General features: G+C 50.6%; 21 protein-coding genes and 1 riboswitch. Of the genes, 17 read left to right on the forward strand and 4 right to left on the reverse strand.

What is annotated here, in order from left to right; all coding sequences use genetic code 11:
- Positions 1-701: RNA-guided endonuclease TnpB family protein (locus GPK83_RS15685; protein WP_215705210.1), on the forward strand; the 701-nt coding region annotated here is incomplete at its 5' end.
- A 234-nt stretch (positions 702-935) separates the two neighbouring features.
- Positions 936-1,610 (forward strand): hypothetical protein, encoded by a 675-nt coding sequence (locus GPK83_RS15690; RefSeq protein ID WP_215705211.1) that lies wholly within the window; start codon positions 936-938, stop codon positions 1,608-1,610.
- 48 nt (positions 1,611-1,658) lie between these two features.
- Here the strand turns inward: GPK83_RS15690 and GPK83_RS15695 are convergent, their stop codons facing one another.
- Complete coding sequence (locus GPK83_RS15695; RefSeq protein ID WP_215705212.1) at positions 1,659-2,969, reverse strand: M18 family aminopeptidase; 1,311 nt, start codon at positions 2,967-2,969, stop codon at positions 1,659-1,661.
- Between the two features lie 280 nt (positions 2,970-3,249).
- Between GPK83_RS15695 and GPK83_RS15700 the strand changes: the two genes are divergently transcribed.
- The 14 genes from GPK83_RS15700 (at position 3,250) to GPK83_RS15765 (ending at position 17,601) form a co-directional block, all read left to right on the forward strand.
- Positions 3,250-4,413 carry a polysaccharide deacetylase family protein gene (locus GPK83_RS15700; RefSeq protein WP_015553001.1) on the forward strand — a complete coding sequence of 388 codons (1,164 nt, stop codon included), beginning with the start codon at positions 3,250-3,252 and terminating at the stop codon, positions 4,411-4,413.
- Positions 4,414-4,472: 59 nt separating this feature from the next.
- Positions 4,473-4,590, forward strand: a riboswitch (FMN riboswitch).
- Between the two features lie 158 nt (positions 4,591-4,748).
- Positions 4,749-5,387, forward strand: a complete 639-nt coding sequence (locus GPK83_RS15705; protein ID WP_215705213.1) for an ECF transporter S component — start codon at positions 4,749-4,751, stop codon at positions 5,385-5,387.
- Between the two features lie 199 nt (positions 5,388-5,586).
- Entirely contained in the window at positions 5,587-6,381 is a 795-nt protein-coding gene (locus tag GPK83_RS15710) for a creatininase family protein (RefSeq protein ID WP_215705214.1), read from the forward strand.
- A 330-nt stretch (positions 6,382-6,711) separates the two neighbouring features.
- Positions 6,712-7,782, forward strand: coding sequence for an L-threonylcarbamoyladenylate synthase (locus tag GPK83_RS15715; RefSeq protein ID WP_015553004.1), 1,071 nt, complete (start codon positions 6,712-6,714; stop codon positions 7,780-7,782).
- Between the two features lie 134 nt (positions 7,783-7,916).
- Positions 7,917-8,405 (forward strand): dCMP deaminase family protein, encoded by a 489-nt coding sequence (locus tag GPK83_RS15720; RefSeq protein ID WP_015553005.1) that lies wholly within the window; start codon positions 7,917-7,919, stop codon positions 8,403-8,405.
- Positions 8,406-8,416: 11 nt separating this feature from the next.
- Positions 8,417-10,270: a B12-binding domain-containing radical SAM protein gene (locus GPK83_RS15725; RefSeq protein WP_215705215.1), complete on the forward strand. Its 1,854-nt coding sequence runs from the start codon at positions 8,417-8,419 to the stop codon at positions 10,268-10,270.
- A gap of 54 nt (positions 10,271-10,324) precedes the next feature.
- Positions 10,325-11,068, forward strand: a complete 744-nt coding sequence (locus GPK83_RS15730; protein WP_345941836.1) for a 3'-5' exonuclease — start codon at positions 10,325-10,327, stop codon at positions 11,066-11,068.
- A gap of 110 nt (positions 11,069-11,178) precedes the next feature.
- Positions 11,179-11,355, forward strand: coding sequence for a hypothetical protein (locus GPK83_RS15735; protein WP_215705224.1), 177 nt, complete (start codon positions 11,179-11,181; stop codon positions 11,353-11,355).
- 63 nt (positions 11,356-11,418) lie between these two features.
- The gene (locus tag GPK83_RS15740; RefSeq protein ID WP_215705216.1) at positions 11,419-12,945 is read left to right on the forward strand and encodes a VanW family protein; all 1,527 of its coding nucleotides are present in this window, start codon (positions 11,419-11,421) and stop codon (positions 12,943-12,945) included.
- 25 nt (positions 12,946-12,970) lie between these two features.
- Positions 12,971-13,561 (forward strand): AIR synthase-related protein, encoded by a 591-nt coding sequence (locus GPK83_RS15745; RefSeq protein WP_215705217.1) that lies wholly within the window; start codon positions 12,971-12,973, stop codon positions 13,559-13,561.
- A gap of 24 nt (positions 13,562-13,585) precedes the next feature.
- Complete coding sequence (locus tag GPK83_RS15750; RefSeq protein WP_015553011.1) at positions 13,586-14,068, forward strand: Lrp/AsnC family transcriptional regulator; 483 nt, start codon at positions 13,586-13,588, stop codon at positions 14,066-14,068.
- Entirely contained in the window at positions 14,065-15,237 is a 1,173-nt protein-coding gene (locus GPK83_RS15755; protein WP_117551859.1) for an aminotransferase class I/II-fold pyridoxal phosphate-dependent enzyme, read from the forward strand. Before GPK83_RS15750 ends, GPK83_RS15755 begins: the two co-directional genes overlap by 4 nt.
- Before the next feature lie 194 nt (positions 15,238-15,431).
- Positions 15,432-15,926, forward strand: a complete 495-nt coding sequence (gene trmL, locus GPK83_RS15760; protein ID WP_117514463.1) for a tRNA (uridine(34)/cytosine(34)/5-carboxymethylaminomethyluridine(34)-2'-O)-methyltransferase TrmL — start codon at positions 15,432-15,434, stop codon at positions 15,924-15,926.
- Positions 15,927-16,062: 136 nt separating this feature from the next.
- Positions 16,063-17,601 (forward strand): nitrite/sulfite reductase, encoded by a 1,539-nt coding sequence (locus GPK83_RS15765; RefSeq protein ID WP_215705218.1) that lies wholly within the window; start codon positions 16,063-16,065, stop codon positions 17,599-17,601.
- 370 nt (positions 17,602-17,971) lie between these two features.
- Here GPK83_RS15765 and GPK83_RS15770 read toward each other — a convergent pair whose 3' ends face one another.
- The 3 genes from GPK83_RS15770 to asnS form a co-directional block, all read right to left on the reverse strand.
- Positions 17,972-19,807, reverse strand: a complete 1,836-nt coding sequence (locus GPK83_RS15770; RefSeq protein ID WP_215705219.1) for an AAA family ATPase — start codon at positions 19,805-19,807, stop codon at positions 17,972-17,974.
- Positions 19,804-20,880: a DNA repair exonuclease gene (locus tag GPK83_RS15775; RefSeq protein WP_215705220.1), complete on the reverse strand. Its 1,077-nt coding sequence runs from the start codon at positions 20,878-20,880 to the stop codon at positions 19,804-19,806. The genes GPK83_RS15770 and GPK83_RS15775 overlap by 4 nt, the downstream gene beginning before the upstream one ends.
- A 215-nt stretch (positions 20,881-21,095) precedes the next feature.
- The gene (asnS, locus tag GPK83_RS15780; protein ID WP_215705221.1) at positions 21,096-22,487 is read right to left on the reverse strand and encodes an asparagine--tRNA ligase; all 1,392 of its coding nucleotides are present in this window, start codon (positions 22,485-22,487) and stop codon (positions 21,096-21,098) included.
- A 259-nt stretch (positions 22,488-22,746) separates the two neighbouring features.
- Here asnS and GPK83_RS15785 point away from each other — a divergent pair, with 259 nt between their 5' ends.
- Positions 22,747-24,057, forward strand: coding sequence for an amidohydrolase (locus tag GPK83_RS15785; RefSeq protein ID WP_215705222.1), 1,311 nt, complete (start codon positions 22,747-22,749; stop codon positions 24,055-24,057).
- Positions 24,058-24,210 lie beyond the last annotated feature (153 nt).

Consider the following 24,210-nt stretch of genomic DNA (forward strand, 5'->3'; position numbering starts at 1 on the left):
GTTACATATTGAAGGGTGCCACCGTCAGCCAGGAAGCAGATGACAAGTATTATGTATCATTACTGTATGCGGCAGAAGAAGCGGAACATGAAATCAGGTCAGTAAAAACCGCAATCGGACTTGATTTTTCCATGAGCGAATTGTATGTAGATTCCAATGGAGCTCATGCAGATTATCCTCATTTTTTCCGAAAATCCCAGGAAAAACTTGCAAGGGAGCAGCGCAGGCTGAGTCATTGCGAAAAGAGGAGCAGCCGTTACATGAAACAGAAAAAGAAAATAGCCAGACTCCATGCTCATATCGCACGTCAGCGCAAAGATTATCTGCACAAGGAATCCAGAAAGATAACCAATTTTTACGATCTTGTGTGCATAGAATCTTTGAACATGAAAGAAATGAGTCAGGATTCAAGGTTTGGAACGAGTGTTCATGATAATGGATGGGGAATGTTTACTGAGTTTCTTTCCTACAAATTAGAACGTGCCGGCAAGAAACTGGTTCGTATCGATAAGTGGTATCCCAGCTCAAAAATCTGCAGCTGTTGCGGAAAACTCAAAAAGGAGTTGAAACTGGAAGACCGTATCTATAGCTGCACCTGTGGAAATCAGATGAACCGTGATGAGAATGCAGCTATCAATATTTGCAGGGAAGGCTTGAGAATATCGGGAGTTGAACTTGATACAGAAAGAAAAATTTCCTGATTTCCCCCCAAAAACGTAGATTTTGTTCGGGACTGCGTAGATACGAAACAGTCCCGCTCGTAATAACAGAACCGTGGGACACACGGGGATAGCTCGCCTATGCTTTGCCCAATAGGGCAATCGAACGAGAAGCCCCCACTTCAAGTGTTAGCTAAGTGGAGGGAGTATGTCACAAGGTCAATATGCTATGATTCTTTTACTAATTGGGATGAAAAAATTAAAGGAGAGGATACCTTGACAAAAGAAGATATGAAACAGATTTCGGATCTTATGGATGAGAAATTCGTTGCCTTTGAGGGCCGAATGGATGAAAAATTTATTGCATCAGAAGACCGGATGAGGGCAGAGATTGCAGCATCGGAGGCACGGACAGGAGAAAAGATCGAATCGTGCGAGGAGAAAATCACGGTCACGGCCTGCGATGAAAAGATCACATCGTGTGAGGAGAAGATTACCGCCTGCGATGAAAAGATTGCATCCTGTGAGGAGAAAATCACGGCCTGCGATGAAAAGATTACCGCTTGTGAGGAGAAGATCACGTCTTGCAAAGAACAGATCACAGAATGTAATGAAAAGATCGATAAGGTGGAAAATGATCTGAGATCAGAAATAAAGAAGAATCGTATCAGCTTGACAAGGAGTATGCAGGAGCTGAATGCCAAATGGGTTGAAACAAATGAAAAACTGGATCGTATGCTTGCAAGGATGGAGGGAATGGATAAGAATATGAGCGCGATGCGGGCAGAAATGGACGCAGTGCCTAAGAGATTCGACGCGGTAGAGACAAATCTGGGCAGAAAAATTTCAGAATCGGAGGCAGTTACCCGGAGATATACGGAAAAACTGCTTTTCCAGGTGGCAGAAGGAAAAAAGAAACGTTCCACACGGTCATCTGGACTGGAAGGATAAAAAATCCACCGGAAACACGAATATTTCCGGCGGATTTTATTATCAGAATTACTCAAGTACAAGCGTACCGTCGCCCTCAGCACGGATCGCGGATTTGAAGAACTCCTCAAATGCTTTCTCCAGGTAGGCCATATCCTTGGAGCCTGCAGTCTCATACGGGGAATGCATAGCTAACTGCGGAAGTCCGATGTCTACAGTGTTTAAGGAAACCTGCGCGTTGGAGATATTTCCGAGAGTGGAGCCGCCGAGGATATCGGAACGGTTTAAGAATTCCTGGTACGGAACACCTGCGCGCTCGCAGAGGCAGCGCATAACAGCTGCGGAAACAGCGTCTGTTGTGTACTTCTGGTTTGCGCTGTGCTTGATTACGAGACCGCCGTTTAAGTAGGTGCGGTTTGTCGGGTCGGTCTTGTCAGCGTAGTTCGGATGTACGGCATGTCCGTTATCCGCGGATACCATGAAGCTGGAAGCGAGGGACGTGAGGTACTCTTCCTCTGTTCTTCCAAGGCTGCGGTTGATGCGGCGGAGAATGTCGTAAAGGAATGTGGAGCCGGCGCCCTGTTTTGTGCCGCTTCCTACTTCCTCGTTGTCAAATACGGCAACGACCGGGATGCAGCGGTCGCTCTCACTGTTTAAGAGAGCCATTGTGGACGTGAATGCGCACTGGAGATCATCAAGACGCGGAGCGGAGATAAACTCGCCGTCGCAGCCCCATACAGTACCTTCCATACGGTTGTAAAGGAAGAGGTCCATTCCCTTGATCTGGTCAACGGAAACGCCTGCCTCCTCAGCGATCATCTCTTTGAATGCCTTTCCGGAATTGCTCATGCGGTATAACGGAAGCATATCTTTCTGGATGTTGTACTTGTAACCGTCGTTTACTTCACGGTTCATGTGGATTGCGAGGTTCGGGATCATGAGAAGATCACGGTCAACGTTGATCAGTTTTGTTGTGAGACGGTTGCCGTCTTTTACGATGATGCGTCCTGCAACGGAGAGAGGTCTGTCGAACCACGGTGCGCAGAGCATTCCGCCGTACTTCTCAACATTTAATTTTATATACTGGTTCTCGATGTTCATCTCAGAAGACTCTTTGATCTTTAAGGTCGGGGAGTCACTGTGGCTTGCCGCGATATGGAAGCCGGAATAATCCTTGCGGGATACTTTGAACGCGATGATCGCGGACTGGTTGCGGGTTACGAAATACTTTCCGCCCTCAGCGAGATTCCAGGTATTGCCCTCAGCGAGACGCTCGAAGCCTGCCTCAGTCAGGTAGTTTGCCAGCTCATGAACAGCATGGAAACCGGTCGGACTCTTTTTGATAAAAGAAAATAATTCCTCATTCAGATTCTGAATCATGTTTTTGTTACTCCTTTCGATAAATAACCCCTGTAAGTCATACTACATTATATAAAAAAAATGCAGATCAGGCAAGCTCGCGCTATGATGTGCGCAAGTGTTAAAATATGATTTCTGTTATAATTCTGACGTTTTTCTGAAATTTACGAAAAAGGTCTGGAAGAGGTACCTTTATTCTCGGTTTCATGTTAAAATATGGGCATGAGTAGCTGCGAAGGTATGGAACAGTTACAAATACGATCAATATGGTGAGAAGATCACTGGGAAAAGAGGGGAACTTATGGATTGGAAGAAGATCAGACAGGCAGTCCGCACGGTGCTGGCGGCTGTATTGATCTGCGCTGCATCGGTGGGAATCACCGGTGATCCGGCATATGCGGCGGATATGGGCGCAGTTTACGGAATTTATGAGCATGGAACCGGTTGGAGTGGGTATCATGGTGACAGCAAAACAGCGCGTGCTGGAACCGGAAGCTATGTGACGGCGATCCGCGCCAGCCTTCAAGGACAACCTGAGGGAATGAGCGGCACGCTTTCTTACCAGGTGAACTTAAGCGGAAGCGGATGGCTTTCCTGGCAGGAAAATATGACTCCGAATGGAAGCACCGAGACAGATATGCCGTTAGAAGCGGTCCGCATGGCATTTACCGGACAGCTTGCGGAGAATTATGATGTTTATTACTCTGTATATCAGAATGGCTCCTGGACAACTCCGGTGAAGAACGGGGAGACTGCGGGAACCGAAGGACAGGGACTCCGTGTGGATGGTCTCTGGGTAACGGTGACGGGAAAAGGTGCGGAGGTACCGGAAGGCCCGAATGGAAAGAGCGTTGACCCGACAAGACCGATGGTTGCCCTGACCTTTGATGACGGTCCGTCGAAGTATACGCCCCGGATCCTGGATTCCCTGGAAGCGAACGGCGGAAGAGCCACATTCTTCATGGTGGGCAACCGAGTTGCGTCCTATGCGTCTACCGTAAAGCGCATGGCGGATCTCGGATGCGAGACAGACAGCCATACCTGGGCACATACATATCTGACAGGAATGTCTGAGGGAGAGATATTACAGAGCTTAAATCAGACACGCGATGCCATTGTGGCAGCAGGCGGAAACGCGCCGAAAGGTGTCCGCCCGCCGGGAGGAAAGATCAATGATGCCAGTAAGGCGGTCCTCGCAAAGGCTGGAATGCCGTCCATCATCTGGTCCGTGGATACACTGGACTGGAAGACGAGAAACGCGCAGCACACCATCGACACAGTTCTCAGACAGGTGCAGGATGGAGATATCATCCTGATGCATGACCTCTATGAGCAGAGCGTCATTGCGGCAGAGACGCTGATTCCTGAACTCACGAGAAGAGGTTACCAGCTCGTGACAGTCAGCGAGATGGCGGAGCTCCGCGGTGGTATGGCGGCAGGACAGTCTTATGGACATTTCCGCTAAGAATAAAAAATATTGCAGTATGAAGCAAAATGTGATATTCTGTTAACGAACAAATAAATATCGTTCTTCGGGGCGGGGTGCGATTCCCCACCGGCGGTATAGTCCGCGACCTGCGAAAGCAGCTGATTTGGTGAGATTCCAAAACCGACAGTATAGTCTGGATGAGAGAAGAAATTGTATGACAGGAGTAGTTCATTCAAGCCCCGGACTTTTTCAATGGTCCGGGGTCTTTTTATTTACATGGACAGGGAATCATCCCCCGAGTCCGTGTGAGCCGGCAATCCTGCACAGCAATTCCTTGTAACAGAAGAACAACAAGTACAAGGAGGAACATTATGAACCAGAACAAAGTATTAAGTGTCAGAAATCTCGTGCTGATCGCCATGTTCAGCGCACTCGCAGCCGTATTGGAGACGATCCAGGTGGCGGTTCCGTTTGCACCGCCGTTTTACAAGCTGGACTTCGCGGAGCTCCCGGTACTGATCGGCGGCTTTGCCATGGGACCGGCCCAGGCAGCTTTGATCGCGATCGTTAAGAACCTCTTAAAGCTGCTTTTAAACGGAACAAGCACTTACTATGTCGGCGAGCTCGGAAACATCATCGGAAGCTGCATGTTCTCCGTACCGGCTGCCCTGATCTACCGCAGACATAAAACGAAAAAGACCGCTATGGTCGCTCTCGCTGCCGGTGTCATCTGTGCTATCGTCGGCGCTGTATTCGTAAACTGCGCGATCACACTTCCGTTCTACGCAAAAGTTGCTTTCGGCGGAATCGAGAACATCATCGCAATGGGAACAAAGATCAACCCGGCAGTTACAAACCTGTATACATTCGCGATCTTCATGATCGTTCCGTTCAACCTTGTAAAATGCGGACTGAACGCGATCGTAACAGCACTTGTATATAAGCATGTCAGCGTGATCATCCATGCAGGGGTTCAGAGAGAAAAGAAAACTGAAAATACGGCGGCATAACACCTGAAATGGGAAATTCCCCCGGGATAGAGACGGCGAAAGCCGTGTCTGCCTCGGGGGACTTACAATTTATGCGAGAAGTGAGCAAAAGCCTGCGCAGGCACAAAAGTGAGTGCTGGCAGGTGGCGGCAGTACTTGACGGATAACGACCGAAATGAGATAGTGAAGCGGCAATGACTTAAGAAACGGAGAAAATAAAATGGTAAGATATTATAATGAACTGACAAGACTGGAAATGGAACAGGTCGACAAGGACGAGACGGTGATCATGATCCCGGTGGGAGCGTTGGAACAGCACGGAAACCAGTGTCCGCTGGGTACAGACGAGATCATCGCGGAGGGAACGGCGAGACGGATCAAAGAGGCCTTAGACCGGGAGATCCCGGACTATCCGATGCTGATCTTTCCGCTGATCCCGGTGGGACTCAGCACGGAACATGTGAACTTCTGCGGTTCTGTCACCTTAAAGCCGGATACCTTTTATCATGTTCTCTACGACATCTGCAAAGGCCTGGCGCATCACGGATTCAGGAAGATCGCAATCTTGAACTGCCACGGCGGAAACTCCCCGATCATCCAGGTCTTAAGCAGGGAGGTAAGAAGTGAGCTCGGAATCGCCGTATTTATCATCAACTGTGGCGCATTCTTCGGAAACCAGGCGGTAAAAGACACTGTGACACCTGGAAATATCTGGGATTTCCACGGCGGTGAGATGGAGACATCCATGGTTCTCGCGGAGCGCCCGGAGACAGTAAAGCTGGAGACCTCCGAGGCGGGAATCCCGAGAAAGTTCATGGGAAACAAGACATTCACCGTATATGGCCCGATCACTCTTGGCTGGGTTTCAGAAGAGTGGGAGACCGAGGACGGAAAGCCCATCGGAATCGGCGGCGATCCAAGCGGGGCGACGGCGGAGAAGGGCAACCAGATCTACGACAGCTTTGTGGAGTCGATCCTTTCAGGGCTGAAAGAGATCAGAAAGTGGAAAGACTAAGGCACTGTTTCAGGAAATAGTAAAAAGTGCTGAGAAACCGGTGGACAGATCATTATTACATCAATATTAAGAAGAACAGAAAAATTGAAATGAATGGAAACGATGCCGGAAAAGCCTGTAAATCCGCCGGAAATCTGTTGCAACCATAACTTTCATGTGCTAAACTGAATACGCAATTGAACAAAGTAAGGTGCTGCGGTTTTATGCAGCACCTTTATCATTACGCGGCAGGCCACAGCGATACCGCCGCATGAGCGTAAAAATGGGAAACCGTATAGAAGAAACACAGGTTTTCTGGACATTTGAGTAATAGAATCGAGAGTGCAGAACATGAATACAAAAGTAGTTCGTATCAAAGAGGAAGAGAAGACAAGAGAGACGCTGGAAAAGAATCCAGGGCTTTTAGAGGCGGCTGAGATCTTGAAAAACGGCGGTCTCGTGGCGTTCCCGACGGAGACCGTTTACGGCCTTGGTGCCAACGCGTTGAATGAGGAAGCGGCAAAGAAGATCTACGCGGCAAAAGGACGTCCGTCCGACAACCCGCTGATCGCCCATATTTCCTGTATGGAAGAACTTCCGGCGATCGTGAAGGAGATCCCGGAGGCGGGCCGGAAACTGGCTGAAAAGTACTGGCCGGGTCCGCTGACCATGATCTTCCCGAAAAAGGACATCGTACCTTACGGAACCACCGGCGGTCTTGATACCGTTGCGGTCCGTATGCCGGTGGATCCGGTGGCAAATTGCCTGATCCATCTCGCAGGTGTTCCGATCGCGGCACCGAGTGCCAACACTTCCGGAAGACCGAGCCCGACAAAGGCGGAACATGTCATCGAGGACATGGACGGAAAGATCGAGATGATCATCGACGGCGGCGCTGTGGGAATCGGCGTGGAATCCACTATCGTGGATGTATCCGGCGAGATCCCGACACTTCTCCGCCCGGGCGCGATCACCATTGAGATGCTGCGTGAGACGTTGGGCCAGGTGGATATCGATCCAGTGATCTTAGGACCGGTCAGCGGCGATATCAAGCCGAAGGCGCCGGGAATGAAGTACCGCCATTATGCCCCGAAGGCGGACATGACACTGGTGGAAGGCGACATGGACAAGGTCGTTGCCTACATCAATGAGCAGACAAAGAAAGCGGAAGCAGAGGGAAAGAAAGTCGGCATCATCTGCACCGAGGAGAGTCAGGACATGTACCAGGGCGGAAACCTCGAGGTGATCGGAAGCCGGGAACACGAGGAGACGGTGGCCCACAACTTGTTTGCAGTTCTGCGTGATTTCGATGCCAGAAAGGTTGACTGCATTTTCTCCGAGAGCTTTTCCAAAGACCAGCTCGGCCAGGCGATCATGAACCGCCTGTGCAAGGCAGCCGGATATCATATTGTGAACATATAAAATTGCTGGAAGGCCTGCGCTTGCTGCGGTGGCTGCAGTAAAGGCAAAAGTACGATCAATTAATATGAGAAATGGATTTTACCCGTAACTGTGAGAGCGTTGGGCAGTTACATATATGAAATGGAGGACGATCTATGTCAGAAAAGAGAAACGGATACATTACCTGGGACGAGTATTTCATGGGAGTTGCAAAGCTTTCTGCCATGCGCTCCAAGGATCCGAACACACAGGTCGGCGCGTGCATCGTGAGCGAGGACAACAAGATCCTGTCCATGGGCTATAACGGATTCCCGAAGGGCTGTTCCGACGACGAGTTCCCGTGGGATAAGATGGACGAGGACCCGTATAATAGAAAATATTTCTATGTGACACACAGTGAGTTGAACGCGATCTTAAACTACCGCGGCGGCAGCCTGGAAGGCAGCAAGCTCTATGTAACACTGTTCCCGTGCAACGAGTGCGCGAAGGCGATCATACAGGCGGGCATCCAGACCATCGTCTACGAGAGCGATAAGTACGCGAACGACGCGTCCACACGGGCATCCAAGAGAATGCTGAATGCGGCGGGTGTGCGCTATTACCAGTACAACCCGACAGGCCGTAAGATCGAGTACCGGGTATAACGGAGGAACGAATGAAATTTTTGCTGGCGGCGATCAACGCCAAATATATCCACTCGAATCCGGGTGTCTACAGTCTGCGCGCTTTTGCGCGGACGAAGATCCCGGGGGCGGATATCGAGATCGGAGAATACACCATCAATCACCAGATGGACTTAATTTTACAGGATATCTACAGGAGAAAGCCGGATTTTATCGGCTTTTCCTGTTATATATGGAATATTTCCTACATCATGGAGATCGTCCGTGACGTGAAGAAAGTATTGCCGGAGGTGGAGATCTGGCTCGGCGGACCGGAAGTGTCCTATGACGCGAAAAAAGTGCTGACCAGGGAGCCGGATGTCTGCGGCGTGATGCGCGGGGAAGGCGAGCTGACGTTTACGGAGCTTGTGCGGGCGTATCTGAAAAGGGAAGAACTGTGTGCAGCAAGCTTAGACTTAGATCACATTCCGGGAATTACCTACCGCGCTGAGAGCGGCGAGGTCGTGGAACGTGGTCCCCAGCGCCTTCTGAGCCTGGACGAGATCCCGTTCTACTATGACGATATGGCTGGATTCGAGAACAGGATCGTCTACTACGAGAGCAGCCGCGGCTGCCCGTTCTCCTGCAGCTACTGCCTGTCTTCCATTGATAAAACCGTGCGTTTCCGGAGTCTGGACCTGGTACTCCCGGAACTGCAGTTTTTCCTGGACCACAAGGTTCCACAGGTCAAGTTTGTGGACAGAACCTTCAACTGTAAGCGGGATCACACGTTAGGAATCTGGCGTTATCTCGTGGAACATGACAATGGGATCACAAACTTCCATTTCGAGGTCTCCGCGGATATCTTCGATGAGGAGGAACTGGAACTTATCGGAAAGATGCGCCCGGGGCTGATTCAGCTTGAGATCGGTGTCCAGTCCACAAACCCGGATACGATCAAGGAAATCCACAGACACATGGACCTTGTGAAACTAAAACAGGCGGTGGACCGGGTCTACGATTACCGGAACACCCATCAGCACCTGGATCTGATCGCGGGACTTCCCTATGAGAATTATGAGTCTTTCATGCGCTCCTTCGACGATGTCTACCGGATGCGTCCCGACCAGCTTCAGATGGGATTCTTAAAAGTATTGAAGGGCTCTTACATGGAAGAGCAGGTCGCGGCATATGATCTGAAATACCGGGGAATTCCGCCATACGAAGTCCTTTCCACGAAGTGGCTGCCCTACAGCGATGTGATCCGGCTGAAGGGCGTGGAGGACATGGTGGAGGTCTACTACAACAGCGGACAGTTCCCGGCAACCATGAAGCTGCTGGAAAAGAAATTTGCGCGTCCGTCGGAAATTTTTACGAGTCTGGCGGAATATTATGAGAAGAACGGACTGACAGGGATCAGTCACAGCAGGCTGGCAAGGTATGAGATCCTTTATAGATTTTTAGAGGAAAAAGAGGTTAAAGTGGAACAGAGCACGTCTGCGGCAGAAGACCCGGCAGGAATGGAGCAGAAAACCGGCGTGAAAGCTGCAGAAACAGCAGTAAAACTGACACTAGCTGACTTCCGCGACAGCCTGATGTACGACCTCTATGTCCGCGAAAATATCAAGAGCCGCCCGTCCTTTGCCAGTGACCAGTCCCCATACAAGAAAGAAGTGCGGGAATTCTTCATGGCGGAGGAAGAGAGTCCTCAGTGGCTTACGGACTATGCGGGATTTGATTCGAAGCAGATGGCGAAAATGGCTCATCTGGAACATATGGAAGATGGAACGTTTGTATTGTTTGATTATAAAAATCGGGATCCGTTATCAGGAAACGCCAGAGCAGTCCGCTTCCGGTATGACCAGAAGGGAAGCCGGATGGTGCCAGCAAAACCAGCACGGATATGAAGAAAATTGTGCAGATATGTGATGATGCAGTGAAAATAAAGATGGAGAACAGACATGGCAGATGAAATGATAAATTCTTATGTCGCCCTGGATCTTGAGACGACGGGCATCGGTGCCCGTCACGAAAAGATCACGGAGATCGGCATGGTGAAGGTGATCGACGGTGAGGCGACGGACACTTACCACACTATGGTAAATCCGCACCGGGAAATCCCGGAGCGGATCGTGGAACTGACGGGGATCACCGATGATATGGTAAAAGGTGCACCGGGAATCGAGGAGATCCTGGATGAGGTCCTGGCCTTCACCGAAGACCTCCCGCTTCTCGGCCACCAGATCATTTTTGACTACGGCTTCCTCGTACAGGCCGCAGTGAACCAGAAACGGAAATTCGAGAAATACGGGGTCGATACACTGAAACTCTGCCGGTATCTGATGCCGGGGGAGGAAAAGAAGAATCTGAGTGCCGCCTGCGCGTACTTTGAGGTTACCCAGGATACGGCACACCGGGCACTTTCCGATGCCTATGCCGCCCACAATCTATACCAGGAACTGAAAAAAAGGTTTGGCAAAGAACGTCTGGAACTCTTCACTGCCAAAATGCTCCAATATAAGGCAAAAAAGGAACGGACGGCGTCGAAAAGGCAAAAAGAACACTTGCAGGATTTACTAAAATATCATAGAATAGACATAACTGTCGAGATCGATCACATGTCCGGAAATGAAATATCCCGGATGATCGACAAGATTATTTTCCAGTATGGAAGAATCCCGGAAAATACGAAAAAACAGGGATAGTTTTCCGGAACCCTGAGAAAATGAATATTAGTGAATATAGTTCGGAATGAGTTACAGCATATGGCAGCCAGGACTTTTTGATCTGGAATGCGGAACATCGGTAAAATCTGATGCAGTTTGCTCAGGGCATGGGCTGTAACCGGAATGGAAAGCAAGAAGAGGTGAATGTTGTGTTTAACATGAATGATAAAAAGACAAGAAAGATTTTCTCTACCATCGTAATCGTATTAGTTGTACTCGCAATGGTAGTGCCGATGATCCTCGGCTCCCTTCTTTCTATTTTTTAATCGTGACGGGCTGAAGCCCCAAAATCTATCAGGCATCAGGAAGATATCAGTGAGGAGAAAAGAATGAAGAAAAATGTGTGGATCGCAGGCATGACGGCGATTTTAAGCGCCGGACTTGTTTGGCTTGCCCCGGTTTTCACACTGGCAGATGAACGAATCCCGGACGGGGTCTCTGTTGGAGCCGTCAGTCTTTCCGGACTTACGGAAGAGGAAGCCGAAAAGCAGATTGAGAGTTATGTAAATGAAAAATTAAATCAGGATATCACGCTTGTGGTAAACGGCACGGAGGCGAAGTCCGACGCGCAGACCCTTGGCGTCGCCTGGGATAACCGGGATGAGGTAGCTGAGGCCATTCAGGGGACGGAGCTCAAGGGAAACCTTGTAAAGCGGTATATGAAAAAGAAAGACCTGGAGGTAAATCCGGTGAAGATCGAGCTGGATCTCTCCGTGGACCAGGATAAGGTATCTTCCTTTGTATCCGAGAAATGCGGTTCCGCGGTGGCGGGTGCCGTTGACGCGACGATCACAAGAAAAGACGGAAAATTTGAGATCACTCCTTCAAAAGAAGGTCTGGCTGTCGATATGGATGCGACAAAAGCGGCTCTCAACGAGGCGTTAAACAGCGAAAATACGGATGCGATCCGGGTGGAGGCGTCTGTGACCGTTAAAAAGCCGAAGGTGACAGAGGAAGATCTCGCGACGATCAAGGATGTTCTCGGAACATTCTCCACCAGCTTTGCGACAAGTGGTGCGTCCCGTTCCACAAACCTTGCGGTGGGTGCAGGAAAGATCAACGGACATGTGCTGATGCCGGGCGAAGTGCTCTCCGGATATGAGTGCATGCACCCGTTTACACTGGAAAATGGATACAAGACGGCAACTGCTTACGAAAATGGCAAGTCCGTTGACAGCATTGGAGGCGGTGTCTGCCAGATCTCAACGACACTCTACAACGCGTCCTTATACGCGGAGCTTGAGATCGTCCAGAGGCAGAACCACTCCATGTCCGTCAGCTATGTAAAGCCGTCCATGGACGCGGCGATCGCCGGAACTTATAAAGACCTTAAGGTAAAGAATCCGTATGACACCCCGATTTACATCGAGGGATATACCAAGGGAAAGACCCTGACCTTTACGATCTACGGAAAAGAGACGAGATCGTCGAACAGGACTCTGGCATTTGAGTCTGAGACGCTTTCCACGACGCCGTCCCCTACCCAGGAGATCCAGGACCCGAGTCTCCCGGCAGGCCAGCGCGTGAAAGTGGAGTCAGGACATACGGGATTAAAATCGAAATTGTATAAGTGTGTCTATGTAGGTGGACAGTTACAGGAACGAACTTTATTGAATTCTGACACATACAACGCGTCAAAGACTGTTTACCGCGTAGGTACAGGAGTCGCGGCTCCGGCAGAGACAACACCTGTGGCCCCGGCAGCACCTGCGGAAACGGAAGCTGCGGCCCCGGCAGAGACAGCAGTGCCGGAGACACAGGCACCTGAAACCGCGGCCCCGGAGACAGCCGGACCGCAGCCGGGCGAGAACTACGGCCCGGGAATGAGTGCCCAGGCGGGAGAGAACGCGGCTTAGGTCGCATAGAAAAGAGACCGGAATCATGAGAAAAATTGAGCGCGAACCCAACGGAGCGGGGATCTTCAGACCGGGACAGGACCTGGTAGTTGCAGGAACTGTCGGAAAAAACGGTGTGAAGGCGGCTCTGTCGGCAAAAGAAAAAGAGATATCAGCCCGATTCCCGGAGTGGTTTGTCAAACGGATCCGGGAGCAGGCAGATAAAAAATCAGAGCTGACTCCGGAGATGCTGAACGCCTGCGGCGCAGGAGAATGGGAAGAAATTTCGGAGGGCGGCATACTGGCCGCCCTTTGGGCCATATCGGGAGCTTACGAGCAGGGGATTTCCTTTGAACTGAGGAAGATCCCGGTGGCTCAGGAGACGATCGAGATCTGTGAACTCTTTGACCTGAATCCGTACAGACTTTCATCGGGGGAATGTCTTCTGATGGCAGTGGAAAACGGCGGGGATGCCGTGAAGCTCCTGAGAGAAGCAGGAATCCCGTCTGCAGTGATCGGTAAAGTCGAAAAAGGGATCGCCAGAAAAATGGTCGGGATCGGAACAACCGGATTTCTGGAACGACCGGCGCCGGATGAGATCCGGAAGCTTACGGATGCAGCTTCTGAAAAAGAATGATAGATGCAATGAGGAGGAACAATTATGCGTGAAAAAATTTTGGCGATCATTGAAAAGAACAGCCGAATTGATTTAAAGGATCTGGCCGCCCTTCTGGGTGAGAGTGAAGCAGCCGTTGCGAATGAGATCGCGGAGATGGAAAAGGAGAATATTATCTGCGGTTATCACACGATGATCAACTGGGATAACACAGGCGATGAGAAAGTGATCGCTCTGATCGAGGTGAAGGTAACCCCGCAGAGAGGAATGGGCTTTGATAAGATCGCGGAGCGCATCTACCAGTACAGCGAGGTGACTTCTGTATATCTGATGTCCGGTGCTTTTGATTTTACCGTGATCATTGAGGGCAAAACGATGAGAGAGGTCGCGCAGTTCGTATCGGAGAAGCTGTCACCGATGGATTCGGTCCTCAGCACAGCGACACACTTTGTCCTCAAGAAATATAAAGATCATGGAACAGTTATGTGCGGTAAGGCAGAAGATGAAAGGATGATGATTACACCGTGAGAAACCCATTATCAGATAAAATCGTATCGATCCAGCCATCCGGGATCCGTAAATTTTTCGACATTGTGAGCGAGATGAAGGACGCGATCTCCCTTGGTGTCGGTGAGCCGGATTTTGATACTCCGTGGCACATCCGTGACGAGGGAATCTACTCTCTGGAAAAGGGACGGACTTTTTATACCTCAAATGCAGGTTTAAAGGAATTAAAGATCGAGATCTGTAATTATTTAAAGAGACGTTTTGACGTAGAGTATGATTATAATAAGGAAGTTATGGTCACGGTTGGCGGCAGTGAAGCCATTGATATTGCTCTCCGTGCCATGTTAAATCCGGGGGATGAGGTTCTGATCCCTCAGCCGAGCTATGTTTCCTATACCCCGTGTACGGTTCTGGCTGACGGTGTGCCGGTTACGATCCAGCTCGAAGAAAAAGATAAATTCCGTCTTACAAAGGAAAAACTACTCGAGAAGATCACGCCGAAAACGAAGGTTCTAATCCTTCCATTCCCCAATAACCCAACCGGATCCATCATGGAGCCGGAGGATCTGGCGGAGATTGCGAAGATCTGTATCGAAAAAGACCTGTTTGTTATCTCCGACGAGATCTATTCAGAGCTTACTTATAAGGGACAGCACTGTACGATCGCCGCATTCCCGGGAATGAAGGAGCGCACCGTTCTGATCAACGGCTTTTCAAAATCCTATGCGATGACAGGATGGCGTCTTGGATATGCGTGTGCGCCGGAGCTGATCCTGAAACAGATGTTAAAGATCCACCAGTTTGCGATTATGTGTGCGCCGACGACAAGCCAGTACGCTGCGGTCGAGGCATTAAAAAACGGAGACAAAGATGTAGCTGAGATGCGGGGTGCATACGACCAGAGAAGACGTTATCTCGTAAAGGCACTTCGTGATATGGGCTTTGACTGTTATGAGCCGCAGGGCGCATTCTATGTATTCCCGAGCATCAAGAAATTTGGAATGACCTCCGATGAGTTTGCGTTAAAGCTTCTGGAGGAGGAGAAGGTTGCCGTTGTTCCGGGTACCGCATTCGGTGATTGCGGAGAGGGATATTTAAGAATTTCCTACGCGTATTCCCTGAATGATCTGAAACGTGCTCTTGAGAGGATGGAGCGGTTCGTGAAGAGACATCTGAACGACGCACAATAGATGAAATGCTGTGATTGCGCAGAGATCTGCCGGTCACAAAATATATAGTTTCCCCGGCTTGATCATGAAGATGGTCGGGCCGGGGTTTTATATGTCTGCACCTTATATTTCGTGAGAAAATCCGGATTGCTGACATTAGTTCTGAGTGATCGTGGAAATTGGAAAGCGGCAGACATGACAGGAGAAGATCAACAATGAATATCGTATTATACGAGCCGGAAATGCCGGCCAATACAGGAAATATCGGGCGCACCTGTGTGGCGACGAACACGAAGCTGCACCTGATCGAGCCGCTGGGATTTAAGCTCAGCGAGAAGCATTTAGTCCGAGCGGGACTGGATTACTGGGATAAGCTGGACGTAACAGTGTACAGCGATTATCAGGATTTTTTAAAGAGAAATCCGGGGGCGAAGATCTATATGGCGACCACGAAGGGCGAGCATGTATACACGGACGTTCCTTATGATCCGGATGCCTACATCATGTTCGGGCCGGAGAGCCGTGGGATCCCGGAGGAGATCCTGGTGGAAAACCGTGAAAACTGCATCAGGATCCCGATGTGGGGAGATATCCGGTCGCTGAATCTCTCGAATTCTGTTGCAATCGTGCTGTATGAGGCGTTACGGCAGAACGGATTTGAGAAGATGACGATGGAAGGACATCTGCATCATCTACACTGGAAAGAATAATTGAAAAATTAAAAAATGATAGAGCGCTTATTGTATACAAGATACGAAGCAGTTCCGCCGTGGATTTCCGGCATGTTTTTGAGACAGCTGTGGAAGAGATAAGCGTTTTATAAAAGGGGAAAGCGAGAAAACAACTATGATGAACGAAAAATGGGAAGAACAGTTCCGTGAACAGATCCATGAATTTGTTGGAACGATCGAGAAGTTCGATAAGGGAGAGATCGACCGCAAGGCGTACAAGGGAATCTCCGGTGGATTCGGAAGCTACGCGCAGCGCGACCCGTCAAAGCACATGCTGCGTCTCAGAATGGCAGGCGGAAACCTGACGGAAAAACGTCTGGAGTTTCTTACCGAGGCAGTGAGAGATTACGGTGTGGAGCTTATGAAGCTCACCACCTGTGAGACCGTGCAGCTCCACAACCTGAAAGCAGAGCAGGTTCCGGTCCTCATGGAGAAAGCTATCGCCAGCGAGATCTACAGCCGTGGCGGAGGCGGAGACAATCCGAGAAATATCATGATGAGCCCGCTCTCCGGTGTTCAGAAGGGCGAAGCATTCGATGTGAAGCCATATGCGGAGGCGGCGGCAGAGTACCTGCTCTCCATTGCCGGTGAGATCCATATGCCGAGAAAGCTGAAGGTCGCATTCTGCAACGGTGCTGACGATACCGTACACAGCGCGTTCCGCGATATGGGATTCATGGCGAACCTAGACGGAACATTCACGCTCCGCATCGCAGGTGGTCTTGGCGGCGGTTATAAGATGGGCGTTCTCGTGGACGAACATGTTCCGGCGACGGAGATCCTTTACTACATCCGTGCCATGATCGAGACATTCTGCCAGCACGGAAACTATGAGAATCGCGCGAAAGCCCGCACCCGCTTTATGCAGGAGACTCTGGGCGTTGACGGTTTAAAGGCAGCGTTCCTTGAGAACGTGGCGAAGATGAAAGAAAAAGGCGGCCTTGATCTTCATGTGACGGAAAAACCGGTGACGAAAAAAGGTTCCGGCGAGATCGTCGATAAGCGCGTAGTTGCGCAGAAGCAGACGGGTCTCTATGCGGTAGCTTACCATCCGATCGGCGGATGTCTTCCGGCAGGAAAACCTGCGGAGCTTCTTACTCTTGTAAGAGAGATTCCGGACGCGGAGTGCCGGATCGCTCCGCACGAGACGATCTATATCATCAATCTGACTGCTGATGAGGCGGAGAAAGTCCTTGAAGTGACAAACGACGGTGCCAAGAGCACTTTTGAGAACAGCGTAGCCTGTATCGGTGCTGCGATCTGCCAGCAGGGCGTAAGAGACAGCCAGGCGGCGCTCAGAGCGGCTGTGGAGGCTGTACGGGAGGCGAAAATCCCGGACGGCGCACTCCCGAGGATCTGTATTTCCGGATGCCCGTCCAGCTGTTCCGGACACCAGGCGGCCGCCCTCGGTTTCCAGGGTGCGGCAAAGACCGTTGACGGAAAGCCGGAGTCCGCGTTTAAGATGTTTGTGGGCGGAAGTGATAAGCTGGGTGCCGCAAAGTTCGGCGAGGCCGGAGCTGTGATCTTAGAGCGCGATCTGCCGAAATTTTTCGTGGAACTCGGAAAAGCCGTTGCCAGCCGGAACATGAACTGGGAGACATGGATCGCGGGGCATGAGGATGAATTTAAGGCGATTGTGGAAAAGTACGCTTAAGAGGAAATCATACGTGGAAAAGTGGGAAAATCCGGGAATGAAAGTAAGCAGCAGAGGCAGCGAAAGCTTTCGTTCAGAGCCCAAATCCATATAAGTAAAAGAGGACTTTTTTAAGAAAGTACGTAACTATTCAGTACCTTCATAGTTACGTGCAAAAATCCATTCCAGATCAGCTTCGCTGATGGGATTTTTGCCTTCCAGCCTATGTTTTCTTACGGTCAGCGCAGCAAGTGCGCAGACCTACTGAACAGTTACGAAAGTACTTCATATTTGAATAAGAACATAAAAACGGTCGACAGCGAAAAAACTGTCGGCCGTTTTGTATTTTCAAAAATGATTTTAGGGCAGATGCATCCTGAAAAAATATCTTTTACATCTCAATCAACTGAAACTCCGCCTGTCTGGCCCGCAGCATCTGTGCTTCCCGGCGATGGCATGTGAAAATAATGATCTGGCCGCCATAGGCGGAGGCGAGCCATTCCAGTGCCGTCTTCAGGCGCTCATCATCATACTGTGTAAAGCTGTCGTCGAAGATCAGCGGGAAGCCGGAGCCGGATCCCTGGAGAAGCTTTGCGGCGGCGAGACGCAGGGCTAGGTAGACCTGGTCCATGGTTCCGCTGCTGACATTCTCGAGGGGAACCAGCTTTGTCTTCGTGTTTAAGAAGACATTCAGATTCTCGTCGATGCTCATGCTGTCATAGATCCCGCCGGTGATTCCGGTAATGTACTGGGACGCTTCTTTATTCAGGTAGAGTCCGAAGGAATCACGGATTGAGGAGGAGAGATCTGCCATAGTCTCCTGGGCAAGATCGATGGCGACGATCTCATCGTGGATCCTGTCGTTTTCCGCCAGTGTCCGCTTCAATGCCTTCGCCTTATTTTTACAGTTGCTCAAATGCTCTAATTTCTTCTCAAGCTCCCACTGGGTCCGCTGCTGTTTCTCGATCATCTCGCTGCAGCCGGCCTGTTTCGTCTGGAGATTGCTTAAATCTTCTAAGAACTTCCTGATCTCTGCCTCAGACTGGGTAACCATATCGCAGAGCTTTGAGAATTCGCCCATTCTCGCCCGGAACGCGTTCATGGCATCCTCAGACACTGCGGAATCGCCGAGATGTCTCGCGAGAAGCGCGCCAAGTTCAGAGGAAGTATTGTCGAACAATCTGTGGTATTCTTTATCTTTCTGGAGGATGAACAGGGAGATGATAAAGAAGATCACAGCCGCCGTGGCTGCCGCGCCACAGACCGGAAGATAGGCGGTGAGGTTGAAATATCCAAGTGTCGCTGCAGCCCCCAGTCCTGCGACTCCGAGAACCGCTGTGAGACCGGAAAGAACCTTCCTGGACTTCTTGTTACACTCCACATTCAGAGTATTATATTCGCTGTAAAGCCTCTCCGCGTCGGAAGACATGGCATCCACGGATGCCCGGTCTGTAAAGCCGTTGTCAGACAGCACCTTTTTCCCATTTGCCAGTTTCTCGTCCAGATCCTTTTTCTGAGTCTGGGTGTTGTCGATTAGGCCCTTGACCTGGGTCCGCATATTCTGGTAGGCGGCGAGCTGGTTCTCGTACTCCGGACCGGCGATCTCCGCCTCCACATTCCGGATCTCCGCGAGAAGAGAGGTAAACTCCCGGCTCGCCTCTGGGATCAGACCCGCCTCGAGGGAACGTTTCTGGTTTCTCAAAAACGCAGTCGCTTTTGTGATATTTAAGGAAATATTGCCGGTGGTGTTCATGTTGGCAATATAATTCTTTAATTCCGTCACCATCCCGTCCTCGGTGGCACTCTTTAACTGACCAATACTGATGGTGTTGTTGTACATGGTCTCGGTGAGACCGTCAAGCAGGCTGGAGACAAATGCAGGTGTCGCCTCTTCCTCCAGTCCTTTCGTCTCATTGATGATCTTTAAAGACTTATTTTCCTTCCGGAACCTGCGCTCGATGCGGTAGATGGTTCCGTCCTTTTCCAGTCTCAGCCATCCCTCGTAGGTTCCGCTGTTCTCCCAGGGCTCGTACTTTGTATACAGATCATTCTTTGCCGCCCGTCCGCGCCCGCGCTCGATGCCGAAGAGCATGCCGCGGATGAAGGTGTGAAGCGTGGATTTTCCGGCTTCGTTCTTTCCGTAGATAATGTTGATCCCGTCGTTGAAGGAGATGGTCCGGTCATGAAATTTTCCGAAACCGTCGATATGTAATTCGAGTAATCTCATGGCTGGCTCCTTTCATCTTTTGTCATAAGCAGGGCATGAATTCCATAGTACAGGGCTTTCTTCTCCACCGGACTCATATCATTCTTCATGAGTGCCTGGATATAAAAGCCGATCATGTCGCTTGGATGTTCTGCGAACAGTGCGTGGAAATCATACTGTGGCTCCGACTCGTCCAGGATCTCGATAATATTCCACTGACCGGAGAGAAAATCCAGGTCAAAGCTGATATCCGGGTCCCGCATACCGCGGATCCGGAAGCGGTAGATATTGTTGGCACCGCGCTTGCGGATCTCGTCGGCGATGATCTGGGAAAGTTCGGTATTCGTAGTCTGGGGTGTCACATTGACCACGAGCGGGATGTACTGGGCCTGGCAGACTTCCTTAAATTGAAGGGAGGTCACATGTCCGCTGGTGGTGTCGATTTCACCGATAAAATATCCGTGTGGTCCGGTCTCCGTCATGTCTAATGGTTCCGGGGAACCGGCATAGGCCATGCGGTTTTCAAGAAGGATTTCCGGCTTGTGGATATGTCCGAGAGCGATGTAGGAGAACGGGGATGCGGCCAGTGCATTCCGGTCAAAAGGAACATGTTTCGCGTCACCGCCGTGGAGCATGAGGATTCTGGTGCGTCTGGACGCCGGCAGAGAGATATTGTCAGCCTTCGCCTCGATGATCTCGGCTGTGTGGTAGCTGAAACCGTAAACTTCCGTGTTCAGCTCCTCGAAATAGACGGAAGAGAGCTCCTCGCCCATCAGAAATGTGACGTTCGGGGCCCAGGTGAAGCTGAGAAGTGCAGAACTTTTCCGAATCCGGTCATGATTTCCGGCGATGATGACCACACGGGTTCCCGGAATCGTGGAGAACAGGTAGTTGACCTCTTTGAGATCCCTCGCTAAGGGCTGGCGGTGGAATAAGTCACCGGAGATCAGAAGAAGGTCCGCACGGGAATCCCTGGCGTCCTCGATGATGCCCTGAAAGGTCAGACGGATCGCCTGTTCCCGTTTTTTCCCCCAGGGCTTATCGCTGTCCGGGATCATGCCCCAGTGGATATCGGCGGTGTGAATAAATTTCATACATTCCTCCATGGTGTATGGATTGCAGATACACTGCGCTCCAGTATCAAGGTAGTGGACTATGAAAGTCCGCAAAAACGTGTTTCTCAGGTTACCGCGGCAGTTCGGTCACCAGAGGATCGCCGTCGCGTAAATGTGAAAAGGAGCGCAACAGATCTCTGTGCGCTCCCTTGCGGCTGCCTTGCATCGAAAGGACGCGGCGGGCTGCTGTTTCTTTATAATTCGCAGTTATTAACGGTACGCGGGAACGGAACTACGTCGCGGATATTGCCCATTCCTGTGAGGTACATTACGCAGCGCTCGAAGCCGAGACCGAAACCGGAGTGGCGGACGCTGCCGTACTTTCTCAGATCGAGATAGAAACCGTAGTCTTCCGGCTTTAATCCGAGTTCGTTCATGCGGGCAAGGAGCTTTTCGTAATCGTCCTCACGCTGGCTTCCGCCGATGATCTCGCCGATACCCGGAACGAGACAGTCCACAGCGGCAACGGTCTTTCCGTCCGGATTTAATTTCATGTAGAACGCCTTGATCTCCTTCGGGTAGTCGGTAACGAATACCGGTCTCTTGAAGATCTTTTCTGTCAGATAGCGCTCATGCTCTGTCTGGAGATCGCAGCCCCAGAATACCTTGTAATCGAATTCGTCGTTGTGCTCTTCAAGGAGCTTTACAGCCTCTGTGTAGGTAACATGGCCGAATTCGGAATTTAATACGTGGTTTAAGCGGTCGAGAAGTCCCTTGTCGACGAACTGGTTGAAGAAGTTCATCTCGGACGGAGCGTTCTCGAGAACGTAGCGGATCACGTACTTTAACATGCCTTCAGCGACAGCCATATTGTCATCGAGATCTGCGAATGCCATCTCCGGCTCGATCATCCAGAACTCGGCAGCATGACGGGTCGTGTTGGAATTCTCAGCACGGAAGGTCGGTCCGAAGGTGTAAACATTGCGGAATGCCATTGCGTAGGTCTCAGCGTTTAACTGTCCGCTTACGGTAAGGCTTGTATGTTTTCCGAAGAAGTCCTTGCTGTAATCAACTGCGCCGTCCTCAGTCTTCGGAACGTTATCGAGATCGAGAGTCGTTACCTGGAACATCTCACCGGCACCTTCACAGTCACTGGAGGTGATTAACGGAGTGTGGACATAGACGAAGCCCTGCTCCTGGAAGTACTGATGGATCGCGTAAGCGATCAGGGAACGCACACGGAATACAGCCTGGAATGTATTTGTACGTGCGCGGAGATGCGGAATCGTACGAAGATATTCGAAAGTGTGGCGTTTTTTCTGGAGCGGGTAGTCTGCGCTGGAAGCACCCTCAACGGTAACTTCTGTTGCCTGGATCTCAAACGGCTGCTTTGCCTCCGGAGTCGCAACGAGAGTACCTTTTACGACAATGGCAGCGCCTACATTTAATTTGGAAACCTCTGCGAAGTTTGCCATTGTGTCATGGTAAACGATCTGTAAGGTGTCGAAGCTTGTACCGTCGTTTAATACGATAAAGCCGAATGCCTTGGAGTCACGAATGCTGCGGATCCATCCGCCGACAGTGATCTCCTTATCTAAATATTTCTCACGCTCTTTAAAGAGCTCTTTGACTGTTGTCAACTGCATGATTCTTCCTTCTCCTTATATCTCTCTTCTTAGATAAATGTGCAATCTGGTATTAGTATAGCGTATTTTTTATGGGGATTCAAGGTGAAATGGGCATAACACGGGGGTTTTCGGGAGTTTTTTAAAGGCTTCCCGAGCAGAAATTACAGAGTCCACCAAGATTTGTAAGTAAAATAGAAATAGAAAAATAAGTTTTTATAGAAAAATCCCGGAATATCGACTATAATAATAATAAAATAGCACACGGGAGGGCAAACGAATGAATATTTACGATCAGATCAAGACCATGAGCGATGAGATGGCGGGTGACCTTACAGCGCAGAGACGTGACTTTCATAAGTACGCGGAGCCGGGCTGGTTTGAGATGAGGACATCGTCCATTATTGCACGGAAACTGACAGAGCTTGGATATGAAGTGCTTGTCGGAGATCAGGTCTGCAAAAAGGATTCCAGAATGGGCGTTCCGTCTGAGGAAAAGTTAGAGGAACAGTATGAGCGTGCCGTTGCCCAGGGAGCGGATCCGGAGTTTGTTAAGTACACAAAGGGAGGAATGACCGGTGTGATCGGAATCCTGCGCTGCGGCGAGGGCCCGACGGTTGCCATGCGGTTTGATATCGATGCCCTCGGCGTATTTGAGGAGCATGATCCGAGCCACAGACCGGCGAAAGAGGGATTTAACTCCGTAAATGAAGGCTTCATGCACGCCTGCGGACATGATGGACATGCCACCATTGGTCTTGGTGTGGCGAAAGTCCTGATGTCCATTAAGGATCAGCTCCATGGAACCGTAAAGCTGATCTTCCAGCCGGCGGAAGAGGGTGTCCGCGGTGCGAAATCCATCGTTGATAACGGGCATCTTGACGGTGTGGATTACCTGATCGGCTCTCATGTGACAAATAAGAAAGAGGACGATCCGGCAGTGGTAATTCCGGGAAGCTATGGCTCTCTCGCAACGACAAAATATGATGTGATCTTCCACGGAAAATCTGCCCATGCGGGCGGATCACCGGAGGTTGGACGGAATGTCATGCTGGCAGTCGGAACGGCGATCTTAAACCTTTATGCGATTCCGCGTCACTCCGGCGGCGTGTCCAGAGTAAATGTGGGAACCGTTGTTGCCGGAAGCGGACGGAATGTTATCGCGGACGAGGCGAAGATGGAGATCGAGGTCCGCGGTGAGACCACCGAGATCAACGAGTACATGAAAAATTACGCAGTGAACATTATCGAGAGCGCGGCAAAAATGCACGGATGCACCTGCGAGATGAAGCTTATGGGCGCGGCAAACTCCCTGACGAGCAGTGAAGCGCTGATGGAGCGGGTGAAGAGAGTCTGCGAGGAAGATCTCCATCTGCCGGTTGCGAAGGAAATGAGCAGCAAAAACGGCGGAAGCGAGGATGTCTCCTATATGATGAACCGCGTCCAGGAACAGGGCGGACAGGCGACCTTCATGCGCGTCCTCACCCATGAAGCCGGCCCGGGTCACAGCCGCATCTTCGATATCGACGAGCAGGTTCTTCCGAATGCGGTGAAGATCTTCTGCGGTGTGGTATATGACATTATGCACTAATGGGTGAGAAGTGCATGCGATAAAAAGCGACAGATAAAAAGAGCTCCGGCCAATTTGCCGGAGCTCTTTTCAGAAAGTGCGCCCGGCGGCGCACGTTTCTAGCGGGTGCAAGTCCCGAATCCGCCCGGTAGTGGGAAGGATATAGCCGAAGGT

It is taken from the genome of Clostridium sp. MCC328, assembly GCF_018785465.1.
Taxonomy (GTDB): domain Bacteria; phylum Bacillota; class Clostridia; order Lachnospirales; family Lachnospiraceae; genus Pilosibacter; species Pilosibacter fragilis.

What these genes read in the sequence shown, in the direction of transcription:
- GPK83_RS15750 (WP_015553011.1), top strand. Translation starts at nt 13,586, where the DNA reads ATGCGTGAAAAAATTTTGGCGATCATTGAAAAGAACAGCCGAATTGAT.
- GPK83_RS15700 (WP_015553001.1), top strand. Translation starts at nt 3,250, where the DNA reads ATGGATTGGAAGAAGATCAGACAGGCAGTCCGCACGGTGCTGGCGGCT.
- GPK83_RS15740 (WP_215705216.1), top strand. Translation starts at nt 11,419, where the DNA reads ATGAAGAAAAATGTGTGGATCGCAGGCATGACGGCGATTTTAAGCGCC.
- GPK83_RS15770 (WP_215705219.1), bottom strand. Translation starts at nt 19,807, where the DNA reads ATGAGATTACTCGAATTACATATCGACGGTTTCGGAAAATTTCATGAC.
- GPK83_RS15720 (WP_015553005.1), top strand. Translation starts at nt 7,917, where the DNA reads ATGTCAGAAAAGAGAAACGGATACATTACCTGGGACGAGTATTTCATG.
- GPK83_RS15735 (WP_215705224.1), top strand. Translation starts at nt 11,179, where the DNA reads ATGCAGTTTGCTCAGGGCATGGGCTGTAACCGGAATGGAAAGCAAGAA.
- GPK83_RS15710 (WP_215705214.1), top strand. Translation starts at nt 5,587, where the DNA reads ATGGTAAGATATTATAATGAACTGACAAGACTGGAAATGGAACAGGTC.
- GPK83_RS15715 (WP_015553004.1), top strand. Translation starts at nt 6,712, where the DNA reads ATGAATACAAAAGTAGTTCGTATCAAAGAGGAAGAGAAGACAAGAGAG.
- GPK83_RS15745 (WP_215705217.1), top strand. Translation starts at nt 12,971, where the DNA reads ATGAGAAAAATTGAGCGCGAACCCAACGGAGCGGGGATCTTCAGACCG.
- GPK83_RS15695 (WP_215705212.1), bottom strand. Translation starts at nt 2,969, where the DNA reads ATGATTCAGAATCTGAATGAGGAATTATTTTCTTTTATCAAAAAGAGT.
- GPK83_RS15765 (WP_215705218.1), top strand. Translation starts at nt 16,063, where the DNA reads ATGATGAACGAAAAATGGGAAGAACAGTTCCGTGAACAGATCCATGAA.
- GPK83_RS15775 (WP_215705220.1), bottom strand. Translation starts at nt 20,880, where the DNA reads ATGAAATTTATTCACACCGCCGATATCCACTGGGGCATGATCCCGGAC.
- GPK83_RS15725 (WP_215705215.1), top strand. Translation starts at nt 8,417, where the DNA reads ATGAAATTTTTGCTGGCGGCGATCAACGCCAAATATATCCACTCGAAT.
- trmL (WP_117514463.1), top strand. Translation starts at nt 15,432, where the DNA reads ATGAATATCGTATTATACGAGCCGGAAATGCCGGCCAATACAGGAAAT.
- GPK83_RS15785 (WP_215705222.1), top strand. Translation starts at nt 22,747, where the DNA reads ATGAATATTTACGATCAGATCAAGACCATGAGCGATGAGATGGCGGGT.
- GPK83_RS15730 (WP_345941836.1), top strand. Translation starts at nt 10,325, where the DNA reads ATGGCAGATGAAATGATAAATTCTTATGTCGCCCTGGATCTTGAGACG.
- asnS (WP_215705221.1), bottom strand. Translation starts at nt 22,487, where the DNA reads ATGCAGTTGACAACAGTCAAAGAGCTCTTTAAAGAGCGTGAGAAATAT.
- GPK83_RS15705 (WP_215705213.1), top strand. Translation starts at nt 4,749, where the DNA reads ATGAACCAGAACAAAGTATTAAGTGTCAGAAATCTCGTGCTGATCGCC.